12 protein-coding genes are annotated in these 14,079 nt (G+C 63.0%); 5 read left to right on the top strand and 7 right to left on the bottom strand.

The annotated features are described in order from the left end of the window. Positions 1–6: 6 nt before the first annotated feature. The 7 genes from GOQ28_RS06270 to apbC form a co-directional block, all read right to left on the bottom strand. The gene (locus GOQ28_RS06270; RefSeq protein WP_160355838.1) at positions 7–2,973 is read right to left on the bottom strand and encodes a formate dehydrogenase subunit alpha; all 2,967 of its coding nucleotides are present in this window, start codon (positions 2,971–2,973) and stop codon (positions 7–9) included. Positions 2,974–2,984: 11 nt separating this feature from the next. Next, on the bottom strand, positions 2,985–3,194 hold the full coding sequence (locus GOQ28_RS06265; RefSeq protein ID WP_160351017.1) for a formate dehydrogenase: 210 nt from the start codon (positions 3,192–3,194) through the stop codon (positions 2,985–2,987). 136 nt (positions 3,195–3,330) lie between these two features. Continuing rightward, entirely contained in the window at positions 3,331–3,951 is a 621-nt protein-coding gene (locus tag GOQ28_RS06260) for a TorD/DmsD family molecular chaperone (RefSeq protein ID WP_160355837.1), read from the bottom strand. Further along, positions 3,948–6,044: a 4Fe-4S binding protein gene (locus tag GOQ28_RS06255; RefSeq protein WP_202109638.1), complete on the bottom strand. Its 2,097-nt coding sequence runs from the start codon at positions 6,042–6,044 to the stop codon at positions 3,948–3,950. Before GOQ28_RS06255 ends, GOQ28_RS06260 begins: the two co-directional genes overlap by 4 nt. A 72-nt stretch (positions 6,045–6,116) precedes the next feature. Further along, positions 6,117–6,824, bottom strand: a complete 708-nt coding sequence (locus GOQ28_RS06250; protein WP_160355836.1) for a DUF3306 domain-containing protein — start codon at positions 6,822–6,824, stop codon at positions 6,117–6,119. After that, positions 6,821–7,381 (bottom strand): DUF3305 domain-containing protein, encoded by a 561-nt coding sequence (locus tag GOQ28_RS06245; RefSeq protein WP_160355835.1) that lies wholly within the window; start codon positions 7,379–7,381, stop codon positions 6,821–6,823. Before GOQ28_RS06245 ends, GOQ28_RS06250 begins: the two co-directional genes overlap by 4 nt. Before the next feature lie 8 nt (positions 7,382–7,389). Next, positions 7,390–8,478, bottom strand: a complete 1,089-nt coding sequence (apbC, locus tag GOQ28_RS06240; RefSeq protein ID WP_160355834.1) for an iron-sulfur cluster carrier protein ApbC — start codon at positions 8,476–8,478, stop codon at positions 7,390–7,392. Between the two features lie 272 nt (positions 8,479–8,750). On the opposite strand from apbC, the gene mobA reads away from it, so the two are divergent. The 5 genes from mobA (at position 8,751) to GOQ28_RS06215 (ending at position 14,067) form a co-directional block, all read left to right on the top strand. Continuing rightward, on the top strand, positions 8,751–9,344 hold the full coding sequence (mobA, locus tag GOQ28_RS06235) for a molybdenum cofactor guanylyltransferase MobA (RefSeq protein WP_160355833.1): 594 nt from the start codon (positions 8,751–8,753) through the stop codon (positions 9,342–9,344). Beyond that, positions 9,341–10,633, top strand: a complete 1,293-nt coding sequence (moeA, locus tag GOQ28_RS06230) for a molybdopterin molybdotransferase MoeA (protein ID WP_160351023.1) — start codon at positions 9,341–9,343, stop codon at positions 10,631–10,633. The genes mobA and moeA overlap by 4 nt, the downstream gene beginning before the upstream one ends. A 13-nt stretch (positions 10,634–10,646) precedes the next feature. Then, a complete protein-coding gene (mobB, locus tag GOQ28_RS06225) occupies positions 10,647–11,222 on the top strand; it encodes a molybdopterin-guanine dinucleotide biosynthesis protein B (protein ID WP_160351024.1) in 576 nt (191 codons plus the stop codon). 137 nt (positions 11,223–11,359) lie between these two features. Beyond that, positions 11,360–12,124 (top strand): NAD(+) diphosphatase, encoded by a 765-nt coding sequence (gene nudC, locus GOQ28_RS06220; RefSeq protein WP_160351025.1) that lies wholly within the window; start codon positions 11,360–11,362, stop codon positions 12,122–12,124. A gap of 47 nt (positions 12,125–12,171) precedes the next feature. Beyond that, positions 12,172–14,067, top strand: a complete 1,896-nt coding sequence (locus GOQ28_RS06215; RefSeq protein ID WP_160355832.1) for an LTA synthase family protein — start codon at positions 12,172–12,174, stop codon at positions 14,065–14,067. Positions 14,068–14,079 lie beyond the last annotated feature (12 nt).

The following is a 14,079-nucleotide window of genomic DNA, read 5'->3' as shown; positions in this document are numbered from 1 at the left end:
TTCTCCTTATGCCTTTGCGATGTTGCAGATCGTGGTTTTGGTTTCCTGCATCATGGTCACCACGTCATACCCGTAAGTCGTGCCGGTGTTCACGGCCTCGCCACGAACAATCGGGGCTGCGCCTTCCGGGTAATGCTCCAGCATGTCCTTGCCTTGCCAACGGCCCGAGAAGTGGAACGGCATGAACGCCGTATCCGGTCCCACGCGTTCCGTCACCAGCGCCTGCACATTCAGACGCGCGCCCGTCGGGGTCAGCACCCACACGCGGTCGCCATTACGAATACCGCGATCGGCGGCCGCCTTCGGATTGATCTCCACGAACGACTCCTGCTGCAGTTCCGCCAGCCACGGGTTCGAGCGCGTTTCCTCGCCGCCCCCTTCGTACTCGACCAAACGGCCCGAAGTCAGCACGAGCGGGAATTTCTCGTACAAGCGATCGTCCACGTTCTTTTGCTGCAGCGAGCTGTACATCGTCGGCAAACGCCAGAACGCCTTCAAGTCCTTGTGCGAGGGGTACTTCGCCACCAGGTCCGGGCGGGTGCCATAGAGCGGCTCCCGGTGCTGCGGAATCGGATCGGGGAAGTTCCACACGACGGCGCGCGCCTTGGCATTACCAAACGGATAGCAGCTGTGGTTCTTCATGACGACGCGAATAATGCCGCCGGACGGATCTGTCTTCCAGTTCTTGCCCTCGGCGGCCTTTTTCTCCGCGTCGGTCAGTTCGTTCCACCAGCCCAGCTTTTTCAGGAGCACATGGTCAAACTCGGGGTAACCGGTGGTCAGGTCCGCGCCCTTGGAGTGCGAGCCATCCTCGGCCAGCAGGCTTTCGCCATTGCGTTCGACACCGAAGTTCGCGCGGAAATTACCACCGCCATCCATGACGTTCAGGCTGGTGTCGTACAGATTCGCCGTACCCGGATGCTTCATCTCCGGCGTGCCCCAGCACGGCCAGGGCAGACCAAAATAATCGCCAGTAAAGTCATAGCCCGTTTCGGGATCCTTGCCGCCCTTGGCGCGCAGCGTCTTCACGTCGAAGAGATGCATATTGCGCATGTGCGCTTTCAGACGCTCGGGGCTCTGACCGGTGTAGCCGATCGTCCAGCAGCTACGATTGATTTCGCGCAGCACGTCTTCGATCACCGGCTCGTCCATGCCGTTGACTTGCTGCAGCTTGTAGTTCTTGACGAACTCCTGGCCAAAGCCCAGCTTTTGCGCGAGCTGGTACATGATCATGTGATCGGTACGACTTTCCCACAGCGGTTCGATGACTTTCTCGCGCCATTGCACGGAGCGATTCGAGGCAGTACAGGACCCGCTGGTTTCGAACTGGGTCGTGGCCGGCAGCAGATACACCGCGCGGTTGGGATTCAGATCATCCGGATTGCCCGGCATGGCCGCCATCGCCGCCGTGGCCGACGGATACGGGTCCACAACCACCAGCAGATCCAGCTTGTCCATGGCCCGTTTCATTTCCAGGCCGCGGGTTTGCGAGTTGGGAGCGTGGCCCCAGTAGAACACTGCCTTGAGGTTGGTCGGCTGATCGATCAGCTCGGGATTTTCCAGCACGCCATCGATCCAGCGCGACACGGTAATGCCGGGCTTGGTCATCAGATCGGGCGAGGCGTAGCGGCTCTTGATCCACTCGTAATCCACGCCCCAGACGTTGGCGAAATGCTTCCACGAGCCTTCGGTCAGACCGTAGTAGCCCGGCAGCGAATCGGGGTTGGGGCCGACGTCGGTCGCGCCCTGCACGTTATCGTGGCCGCGGAAAATGTTGGCACCACCACCGGACTTGCCGATGTTGCCCAGCGCGAGCTGCAAGATACAGGACGCGCGCACCATGGCGTTGCCAATAGTGTGCTGCGTCTGGCCCATGCACCATACCAGCGTGCCGGGACGATTTTCGTGCATTGCCTTGGCAATACCGAACATGGTGGCTTCGTCGACACCACAGACTTCCTGGACCTTGTCCGGCGTCCACTTCGACATCACGTCGGCCTTGACCTGGTCCATGCCGTAAACGCGTGCCTGGATATAGTCCTTGTCTTCCCAGCCGTTGTTGAAGACGTGATACAGCAAGCCGAACAAGAACGCGACGTCCGTGCCCGAACGAATGCGTACATGTTGATCGGCCTTGGCGGCCGTGCGCGTAAAGCGCGGGTCCACCACGATGACCTTACAGCCGTTTTCCTTGGCGTGCAGCAGGTGCAACATGGACACCGGGTGCGCTTCGGCGGCGTTCGAACCGATGTACAACGCGATCTTTGCATTCTGCATGTCGTTGTACGAGTTCGTCATGGCGCCGTAGCCCCACGTGTTGGCCACACCGGCCACGGTGGTGGAGTGACAGATACGCGCCTGGTGGTCGCAGTTATTGCTGCCGAAATAGCTGACGAACTTGCGCAGCAGATAGGCCTGCTCGTTATTGTGCTTGGACGAACCAATCCAGTAGACCGAATCCGGCCCGCTTTCTTCGCGCAGCTTGAGCAAGCGCTCGGAGATCTCGTTTAATGCCGTGTCCCAGCTGATGCGCTGGTACTTGCCGTTAACCAGCTTCATGGGATAGCGCAAGCGGTGATCGCCATGGCCGTGCTCGCGTAGCGCGGCTCCCTTGGCGCAATGCGCGCCCAGGTTGATCGGCGAATCGAACACCGGCTCTTGGCGCACCCACACGCCGTTTTCCACCACGGCGTCGACCGAACAGCCCACCGAACAGTGCGAACAGACCGTGCGTCGTGTGACGGCCTTGGTCTTGCCGACCAAGACCTCTTTCGAGTCGGCGGCCTCTGCCTTGCGCACCAGCGCCAGCGGCGCGGCAGCCAGACCCGCGCCTACGCCTATGCCGGAACGGCGCAGAAAAGTACGGCGATCCATCGTGGGCAGCGCCTGGGCCATGCCCCGGCGCAGGCTCTGCACGAAGTTTGATTCCGCCGCGCCAGCCGGCGCGGCCACAGTTTTTTTATTCAGCAACATGCCGGACTCCGTCAGAGGAGAGTAGTCTGGTAATAGCGCTTCACGTGTTCGCTAAGGTGGTAACCGCCGCCGTTCTTGGGGGCAGGCTTGGCCGGCGCGGCCTGTGCCGGCGCTGACAAACCAACGTTGCCTGCAGCCACGGCTCCGGCCGCTGCCGCGCCCGCTGTCGCCGCGCCAGTGAGAAATCGGCGGCGCGAAAGCTGAGGATTTTGTTGTGACATATCGGTCTCCTCTGGGGCTGATAGATATGAAGTGATGTGCATACTGTACCCCGAGTCAAGGGGCAGGGACAATTTCCCTAGTGTGGACAGGGATATTTCGGAAAAGTGCTGGCCGCGGAAACCCGGGGCCGGCATTCTACGACAGCATGTCGAAGGCCTGGGCCTCCACGCTGTTGAAATCACGGAAAAACTCGGCAAGCCGGGCATAAAACCGTGCGGCCGGTTGCGCCACGATCGCGTCGTGCAAGTCGTCCGCCCAAGGCCGGATATGCGCCAGGTAAAACTCGCGCTGCAAGGCGAGGCTGGAACCGTCGGCCTCCGGCCGGGTGATCAGCAAACGCATCGCGTCGCACAGATAAGCGATGTGGTCTTCCGTCTCGGGCATGGCGGGCGCACGCGCCAGACCGAGCTTTGCCAGGTCATCGCGCAGCTGCACCAAGGGCTTTTCATTGAGAAAGCCGGACAGATAATGCGAGCCAAACAGGTAGACATCGGGCTTGCCCACGCCACCGAATAGCGTGTCGTATTCGGCGGAGATCGCCGCCACATCAAGATCGCGCGCCACACCTAGCAGCGCATTCCACGACGGCGCCAGCGCGCTTTCCAGCTCGGCCTCGGGTGCGGCACGCAGATGCGCCAACAACTCCGCCGAGGGCGGCGCGTAGAACAGATGCGCCAGCAGCGTGTAGACCTCCGCGCGGGCGGCGTCCTCGTCCTCTAGGGCGAAGGATTGATCAGGTAAAGGATTCGTCGTCATAAATCGGTGATCCGCGCTTCATCGGAGGAAGAATACATATCGATGACGCGGCAGTCGCCGCACATCTTCAGACGCTCCAGCGCCGCGCCCTGGAACATGGAATGGCCGCCCAAGCGTTGCAGCATCGCGTCCACGCCCTTTTGCGTGCCAAACGCCTTGTTGCACCGTATGCAGTGGAAAGGCTGCGCCTCGTTGAGCACGACGGCCTGTTTGCGTTGGTCGGATAGCAGCAGACGGGGCACCAATGCGATGGCATCCTCGGGGCACGTTTTCTCGCACAAACCGCATTGCACGCAGTTGCTCTCGATAAAGCGCAGCTGCGGCAGTTGCGAATTATCCTTTAGCGCGTTGGCGGGACAGGCGCTCACGCAGCTCATACAAAGCGTACAGGCGTCCTTGTTGACAGCGATCGCACCGAATGGTGCGCCCAGCCCAGGGGCCCCCTGCGGTAATGCGATGGCCTCGGCCGCGCGTGCAGGCGCCCAGGCGATCAGATGATCCAGCGCCAGGCTCAACGTGGTGCGCTTTTCAGGTGCGGTTGCAAAGCGGGCGGTTTCATTCGGGACGGCAGGTGCACGCTCGGCGACGAGTCGCAGTTCGCGATCCAGCGCAGCCGGATCGGTCGCGTTCAACAGATGCAGATGGTGGCCCGTATAACCCAACCCGTTCAGAATCTCCTGCGCGATGCCCATCTGCGCTTTCAGGCCTTCCTGGTATTGGGGCGCCTCTTCATCGGTGAGCAACACCGCGATTTGCGAAGCTCCCCATGCGATGGCCGATAGCCACAGGTCTGGGCCGGTGCTGGCGGTATGCCACAGCGGGACCGGAATCACATTGGCCGGCACGCCCGACGCCTGCCCCAGCTGCGCGGCGCGACCCAGGGCCTCGATCAGATCCTGTCCGGCTTGCTGACTATGCAGCAGCAATACGGCGTCCTTGCCTCCCGCACGCGAGTAGGTATTCAACAGCGTACGCAGCTTCAGACCCTGATCGCCATTGCGTGGGTAGGTGTACGACAGCGCCCCGCTGGGGCATACGGTCGTACAGGCGCCACAACCCACGCAGAGGTACGGATCGACCACGATGCGCTGATGATGCTTATCGCTGCTGATGGCCTGGGCCGAGCATATATCCACACAGGCGCGGCAGCCCTCCATTTCGTTGCGGCTATGTGCGCAGAGCGACTGCTTATAGTCGAAGAACTTCGGCTTATCGAATTCCCCCACCATCTCGCGCAGGCGCAGCAGCGTAGCGGGATTGCGATCGCGCCAGGTGAAATAGCCTTGTGGCGGCGCATGCCGTACAAACTGCGGCTGCTCGCCTAAATCCAGCACCAGGTCGAAGCTCTCGGCGGCGGTGATCGGCGAGCGCTGAAAATCAATCGCGCCCGCCACCGTACAGGCCGCCGTACAGTCCCGATGCCCGGTACAGCGATTCAGGTCCACTTGATAATCCAGCCCGATCGCGCCTTCCGGACAGGCGGCCACGCACGCATTGCAGCGCGTGCAGAGATCGAGATCGATCGGGTTGCGTTGAGACCAGGTCAGTTCGAACGCGCCGAGCCGGCCCGTCAGGCTTTCAATCGCCCCCGCGATCACGGGATAACGGCGCGTTTGACGCCCTGCGCCTTGGCCCGGCGCCGGCGCGAACAGCGTGACCTCGAGCACATCGTCCAACATGGCGGCGGCGGCCTCGGCCTGATCCAGCGGACCGATGATCAGCAGACGCCCCGCGCTGCGATAGGTCACGGTGGCGACAGGCTCCGGCTCCGGCAGATGGGCCGCGGCCAGCAATGCGGCGATCTTGGGCATCGCGTGCCGGGCATCGCGGCTCCAGCCGCCCGTCTCACGTATGTTGACAAAGCGCACCGGCGCCACGGCGCCCTCGGTCGCGCGGCCCAGTTCCTCGAACAGGCGGGTCTCCTGCGTACAGGCCACCACGACCGTGTCGGTTCCCCGAATGGCCTGCTGGTAATCGCCTGCCTCTCTGCGGCAAAGCAGCGAGTGTGGCGCCAGAGGTTCGCCCATGACCTGGCCCAGCGCGTCGGGCGCCAGCGGCATGGTGCGGTTGCAGTCACAAATCAGGGTGGTCATAAAGGCTAAACCATCAATAACGAATCACGGGCAGAGACAATTGCGCTGGACACAGGCAGCGCGGCGGCGTTCTCAGCGAGCCGATGGCGCTGACTGTGCGTCACGTTTTTCGCTGTCCGGCGAATCGGGTTGCTCCGGCGGCGCGGGCGCGGCATCCGGACGGGCGTCCTCGATACCGCGCGCCCGCTCGGCGTTTTCCCGGTGCTCGTCGCTGGCCTGCGCGATGGGCGCGTTCTCGCCGTCTTCGGTCAAGGCCTCGAACATCTTCAGCGCCTGTGCACTGGCCATGCGACGCAACATGGGCGCCGGCAGCGGCTCGAGCTGGGAATAATCATCGATATAGATATCCAGCCCGTCCATCACATTGTAGTGGGGATCGGAAAAGAGCTTCTTCAGCGCGGCGTTGCGCACCTGCGGGTCCACCTGCTGCGACACGAAAGGCGCGAAATCGGAGTCCGATGTCAGCGTCTTCACATCGTCCAGCGTAAGTGGAGCGGGCTCGGATTCCCCAGAATGCGCATCCGGTCGCGCCGGGCGCGGGTCCTGTGTCAGGCTCCCGGCGGCGGTGACGCCTGGATCAGGGATTTCCGTCGCAGCTGCACCCGATTCGACAGTGTGCGATGGGGCAACGCGCGACGCAGCGGCCCCCACCTCGTCCGGCACTACGCCCGCGACACCCTCATCCTGGCGCGGCTCGTCTTCCAGCCGTTGTCCCTGCCGCGCTTGCACCTTGCGGCGCGACCAGCGATGCAGGAAGCCGCCACGAACTTCGTCCGTCACGATGACCCCTCGCCACGAAACTTCTTCACAGTGGACACCGAGGCCGGGTTGCCAAACCGGTCTTGCAGCGGCTGAAAGCTCGCCGGCCGCTTGCGCCGCTTCGGTTCAGGCACATAGTTGGCCTCGATAAACGCATTCATCCACGCCACGATTTCAGGTGGCGCGGGAACTTGCTCGACCATCTCCTGCGCATCCAACCAGCGCCCCGCATCGTGATAGCTGAGCGTCACGATCTCGGGATGCGCCTGCGGCTCGCCGCCGTCTTCGCTTTCGTGCATGCGCCACAGCACGAACCAGCAGGGCGCCGGCGTGGTCGCGTTAAGCACATAGCCTTCCGCATCGTCGCGAAAAAGCCTGACGGTGTAACCCGGATGCAGCCAACGCTCTTGCGTATCGTCCTTTAGCAACAGACGCGGCGCGGTGCCAAAGGTCGGCTCGTTGACGACCACATCATCGAGTTCCCAGCGCCAGTCTTGCCAACGGCTCATCGGGCCAGTGACGCGCACCTTGCGCATCACCACCGCGACATCCAGGGCCAAGGGGACCGGGTCGCTCATGAGACCTCCTACGACGCCCGGCTGATGGAAATCGCCGAGAGCTTGGCCGAATGGTCTTTCGGCATGTCGGCCACGGCCACCGCCACCTGACGCGCGACCGATTTATACAGCTGCGCGACTTCGCCGTCGGGATCGGCGATCACCGAAGGCTGGCCGCCATCGGCCTGCAGCCGGATATTGATGTCCAGCGGCAACGCGCCCAGATACGCCAGGCCGTAATCGGCCGCCATTTTCTGGCCGCCACCCTCGCCAAAAATATGCTCCGTGTGGCCGCACTGGCTGCACACATGCACCGCCATGTTCTCGACCACGCCGAGGATCGGCACGCCGACTTTCTCGAACATCTTCACGCCCTTGCGAGCGTCCAACAGTGCGATGTCCTGCGGCGTGGTGACGATCACCGCACCCGTGACCGGGACCTTCTGGCTCAGCGACAGATGAATATCGCCCGTGCCCGGCGGCATATCGACCACCAGATAATCCAAGTCTTTCCAATTCGTCTGACGCAGCAGTTGCTCCAGCGCCTGCACCGCCATCGGGCCGCGCCAGATCATCGCCTCGTCGGCGTCAACCAGGAATCCGATCGACATGACTTGCACGCCGTAATTTGCCAGGGGCTCCATGGTGGAGCCGTCCTCGCTTTGCGGGCGCGCGTTGATGCCCATCATCATCGACTGGCTGGGGCCGTAAATATCGGCATCCAGAATCCCGACACGGGCGCCTTCTGCGGCCAGCGCCAGTGCGAGGTTCACGGCGGTAGTGCTCTTGCCCACGCCACCCTTGCCCGAAGCAACCGCGATGACGTTCTTGATGTTGGGCAGCAACGCCACGCCGCGCTGCGCGGCATGGGCTGCGATCGCGGTGCGCAGATTCACGGACACATTGCCCACGCCCGGCACCGATTTCGCGGCGGCGATCAAGGCGCTGCGCAACGCAGATACCTGACTTTTCGCCGGGTAGCCGAGTTCCACATCGAACGCCACGTCCGCGCCATCGATCTGGAGATTCTTCACCGATTTGGCGTCGGCCACGGGGCGGCCGGTGTTGGGGTCTATGACGGCCTGCAAGGCCTGAAGCAGAGTTTCGGAAGCGACCATTGGGTCTTTTATCTAATCAACGTAATTGGGAAAGTAGGCGTCTGCCGTGAATGCACGGCGGGACAACCGCGGGCGCGCACGCTTGGCGCTCCGGGCGCCGTGGCAGCATGCCTTCGGTGGCACTGGCTGCCCTGGGGACGAATCCGGCCCTTTCGGCTCATGTTAGCAGAGCAGCCCGGAGACAGCGATCGCCCTTGGCGCCTGCCGCACGCGGCCTGGTCTATACTGGCCGCCATTGCGCGACGCTGAAGTCGGCGCTTTTTTCGCGTGCCATGATTCAAACCAACGACATCACGGGCCTCATCCTGGCCGGCGGACGAGGCAGCCGCATGGGCGGCGTAGACAAAGGATTGCAGAATTTCCAGGGAATGCCCCTGGCGCTGCATGCCTTGATGCGTCTGTCGCCTCAGGTAGGCGTGACCATGATCAACGCCAACCGCAATCTGGCGGCCTACGAGTCCATGGGCGTCGATGTGTGGCCTGACGATATGGCCGATTTCGCAGGCCCGCTCGCCGGACTGGCGGCCGGCCTGTCGCGCTGCGAAACCGCCTATCTTGTCACGGTGCCCTGCGATTGCCCGCGCTTTCCGCTGGATATGGTGGCGCGTCTGGCTCAGGCATTAAGCGAGCAGGACGCCGATATCGCCATGGTCGCCACGTCAGAAAACGGACAGATACGGACACAGCCGGTTTTCTGCCTGCTGAAAGCCTCGCTGTTGGCCAGCCTGTTGGAATTTCTGCGCAGCGGCCAGCGCAAGATCGACGCCTGGACCGCCCAGCATCGCTGTATCGAAGTGGTATTCGACGATGCACAGGCGTTCGCCGGCGCCAATACCTTGTCTGAATTGCAACAACTCGCTCCATGACCCGTCCTTTGCCCCCCAGTCTGGCCTCCATCGTTTCCTGTATCAGCGGCTACGATCCGAACGCGCTGCCTATCCCGCAGGCGCAGGCATTCATCGACCAGCTGGTACCGCGCATCGACACGGTGGAAATGGTGCCTTTACGCTCGGCGCTGGGCCGTGTGCTCGCGCGCGACGTTGTCTCGCATTTGAACGTACCCGCCCACGACAACTCCGCCATGGATGGCTACGCCTTCGCCGGCAGCGAGCTGCGTGACGACCAGGACACCGTCCTGCAGGTATTGGGATCGCTGCACGCGGGCGAACGCGCCGATCAAACGGTGGCGCCCGGTCAATGCGTGCGCATCATGACGGGTGCGGTCATGCCCGCCGGCCTGGACACCGTGGTCCCGCAGGAATTCGTGCGTCAGGATGGCGATCGCATCGTCATCCCCGCCAACGTGCTGCGCGCCGGCGACAACCGCCGGCTGGCCGGCGAAGATCTGGCCATAGGCGAGCCGGCGTTAAAGGCCGGCCGCGTGCTCAGACCGGCCGATATCGGCTTGATGGCTTCGCTGGGCCGCGCCGAAGTCCCCGTACAGCGTCGCCTGCGCGTGGCATTCTTCTCCACGGGCAACGAACTGCGCTCGATCGGCGAAACGCTGGACGAAGGCTGCGTCTACGACAGCAATCGCTATACGCTGTGGAGCATGCTGCAGCGGCTGGGCGTGGAGGTTCTGGACCTCGGCGTGATCCGCGATGATCCGGCCGCGCTGGCCGAGGCCTTCCGCGCGGCCGCCGCGAACGCCGACGCCGTCATTACCTCCGGTGGCGTGAGCGTAGGCGAAGCCGACCACACCAAAACCGTCATGGCCGAGCTGGGCGAGGTCCTGTTCTGGCGCATCGCCATGCGTCCGGGGCGGCCCATGGCGATTGGCCGCATCCGTGCCGATCATGGCGATGCCATTCTGTTTGGCTTGCCCGGCAATCCGGTGGCCGTCATGGTGACCTTTTACGCCCTGGTGCGCGACGCCTTGCTGAAGATGGCCGGCGCCGAAGGCCAGCCGATGCCGCTGCTGCGCTGCACCGCTGCCCAACGCATCCGGAAAAAACCGGGGCGCACCGAATACCAACGCGCGATTGTCACGCGCGGTCCGGACGGCGGCTGGCAAGCGCGCATCACCGGGTCACAAGGCTCGGGCATCCTGCGCAGCATGAGCGAGGCCAATGGCTTGATGGTGCTGGGCCACGACCAGGCCGACATCGCCGAGGGCGACTGGGTCGATGTTCTGCCGTTTGACGGCCTGATTTAAACGGACGATCGTTGTGACCCATACGTCCAAGACAAGATTGATAGGCTTTGCCGGTTGGAGCGGCGCGGGCAAGACCTCGCTGCTCGCCAAACTGATCCCGTGCCTGAATGCGCGCGGGTTCAGCGTGTCGACGATCAAACACGCTCACCATGCCTTCGATATCGACACGCCGGGTAAAGACTCGTACCTGCATCGCGCTTCGGGAGCGACGGAGGTGTTGGTCGCCTCGTCCGCGCGCTGGGCGCTCATGCATGAATTGAGAGGCGCGCCCGAGCCAGAGTTGCCCGAGCTGCTGGACGCGATGCGTCCGGTCGACTTCATCCTCGTCGAAGGCTTCAAGCGCAATGCGCATGTGAAGATCGAGGTTCACCGCCGCGCCAACGGCAAACCTTGGCTCTACCCCGACGATCCCAGCATCGGCGCCATCGCCAGCGACGCGGAAGACGCCGCGCAACACCCGTTGCCCAGCGTGCCCCTGGACGACATCGAATCGGTGGCGGATCTGGTCGAGCGTCTGGCCTGGCCACTGGAGGTCGCGGTCGCGCGTTTACGCGAGTCGCCCCCCGGCGCGCCATCGGACACACGCTGATCTTCGGACGCGTGGCGCCTGCTCCACAGATTGCCGATCTCCCGCTTCGCGGTATCCCCTTTGCCGGCATTTCCTTGCTCGCCTTTCCCTTGTAAAGTAGCGGCTGCAAAATTAGCCCGCAGGCGTTGAGACCTATCTTGTATTTCATATTCCGAGGCAACGAACTTCTGGTCCGCGAGACCGAAATCGAACTCCCCGACGCCTCGGCTTGCGCCGCGCTGAATCTGTCGCATGATGCCCTGCAGCAAGTATGGCTGCATGATCCTGCAATCCGTACCACGCATGTGCCCCTGACCAGCGAACCGCCGCCCGGCTACGCCTTTCGCAAGCTCCGTGCGTTATTGAGCGAACTGGGCGACCGCTGGGCTGTTGCCGGCCGGGCTTTCCAGGTCGCCGAATGGGCCCGCACGCATCGTTTCTGCGGCGCCTGTGCGACGCCCATGGCGCCCGTCGGCCACGAACTCTGTATGCGCTGCCCCGCCTGCGGCCTGTCGTCGTATCCGCGCATTTCGCCGGCAATGATGGTGTTGATCCGCAAGGGCGACAGCATCTTGCTCGCCCGTCATGCCACCTACGCCACCGCGCGACACACGGCGCTGGCCGGGTTTGTCGAGGCCGGCGAAAGCATCGAGGACGCCATCCATCGCGAGGTGTACGAAGAAGTCGGATTAAAGGTCAACAATCTGCGCTACTTCGGCAGCCAGTCCTGGCCCTTCCCCCATTCGCTGATGATTGCCTTCACCGCCGAATATGTGTCGGGCGAAATCCGCGTTCAGGCCGATGAGATCGCCGAAGCACGCTGGTATGGCCCGGCAGACACGCTACCCGAAATCCCCGCGATTGAATCCATCGCCGGCCGCTTAGTCCGCGCCAACCTTCCGTCAGGCACGTCCTGTCCCTGACACTCCGACCTGCCTGATGGCCCCCGGCCATGGGCGAAAGACGCTCCATGCGAAACGCTACACTGATTTTCATCCTCGCCTCGTTCTTGCTACTCGTCGGCAGCCGTCTTGCGTTAGCCGCCTGGCAATGGCGCCGCGTACGTAAAGCCGGCGGTCTGCGGCCCTTATTGTGGGGCGGGCTGCGCATCGACGCGCATCAAATCGCCGTGCTGGTGGCCTTGCCCGCGGTGCTATCGCCCTGGTTGGCGCACATCCCGGCGGCCGCCGTCGCCACCGGCATCTGGCTGCAAGTTTGCTGGGTCGTGCTCGGATTTTTAGAGATTGCCACGCCCGCCTTTATCCAGGAATACGACACGCGGCCCAATCGCCTGTTTGTCGAATATCTCAAGCATCCCCGCGAAGTCTCCGGCATGCTGTGGCGCGGCTATAAACGCGAGCTCGCGGGCGCGCTGGTAGCGTTGATCGTGTTGGTGGTCATCGGTCATGCCTTGTTTAGCAATCCGCCCGTGGAAGCGCGCTGGTCGTGGTGGCTGATGCCAGTGGGCAGTCTGGCAATCCTGGCCGCCGTCATTCTCGCCATTCGCGGCACGCTCGGACACCGGCCCATCAACCCATCCACCGTTGCTTATAGCAATGACGGACTGCTCAATGCATTGGCGCTGAACTCGCTCTATAACGTGTTTTATGCCATCTACAGCATGAAGCACGAAAAGTCGGCTGGCGCCGTCTACGGCCGCATGCCCGGCGAACGCATGCAGGAGATCGCCTTGACCTGCGCGGGCCTGCCCTACCCGCCCGCGATCGCGACGCATCCCAGCGTACATGTGCAGGCACCAACCCGACAGCGCAGCCGCCCGGCCAATATCGTCATCATTCTCGAAGAAAGTCTGGGCGCGCAATACAGCGCTGCACTGGGCGGCGCCCAAGACCTCACGCCGCATCTCGACGCCCTCGCGCGCCAAGGCTGGGCGTTTACGCGCGCTTACGCCACCGGCACGCGCTCTGTGCGTGGCCTGGAAGCGGTCACCGCGGGCTTTTTGCCCACGCCCGCGCAAGCCGTGCTCAAACTGCCTGCCGCGCAACGCGGATTTTTTACCCTGGCGGCTGGGCTGGCGGGCCATGGCTATCACTCGCGCTTCATCTATGGCGGGGAATCCCATTTCGACAACATGAAGGGATTCTTCCTTGGCAACGGCTTTGACGAAATCGTGGATTTGCCGGACTTCAAGAATCCGGCCTTCGTCGGGACCTGGGGCGCGTCCGATGAGGACATGTTTACCCAGCTCGACGCCAAACTGCGCGCCGATGTCGAAAGCAACACGCCCTCGTTTACGCTGGCTTTCAGCGTATCGAATCACTCGCCCTGGGAATATCCCGCCGGCCGCATCAGCGTGCAGGGCAATCCCGCCACGGTAGAAAACACCGTGCGCTATGCGGATTGGGCGCTGGGGCAATTCTTCGAGCGCGCGCGCCAGGCACCGTATTGGGAAGACACGATCTTCTTGATCGTGGCCGATCACGACTCGCGCGTCTTCGGAGACACGCTGATTCCGGTCACGCACTTCCACATCCCTGCGGTCATTCTGGGCGCCGACATCGAAGCGCGCCGCGACGACAGCATCATCAGCCAGATCGACCTGCCGCCGACACTGCTATCGCTGGCGGGTGTGAGCTGCACGCATCCCATGCTCGGACATGATCTGACGCGCAGCACACCGAATCGCGCCATCATGCAGTATGAAAATAACTATGGCTATATGAAGGGCGACGACTTGCTGGTGCTATTGCCCGGCAAACCCGCAGTGCAGTTCCGCTACAGCATGCCGGAAACCTTCGAACCCGCCAGCGTCAACCCCGCGCTGGCCGAAGAGGCCCTGGCCCATGCGCTATGGCCGAGTTGGGCCTACCGCGAAACACGTTACTGCGTGCCCGTGGACAACTAGAAAACACCGGCC

The organism is Bordetella sp. 02P26C-1, assembly GCF_009763255.1.
Classification (GTDB): domain Bacteria; phylum Pseudomonadota; class Gammaproteobacteria; order Burkholderiales; family Burkholderiaceae_B; genus Bordetella_A.
Note: the sequence above shows the minus strand (reverse complement) of the source record. Positions and strands in the feature narration are given on the sequence as shown.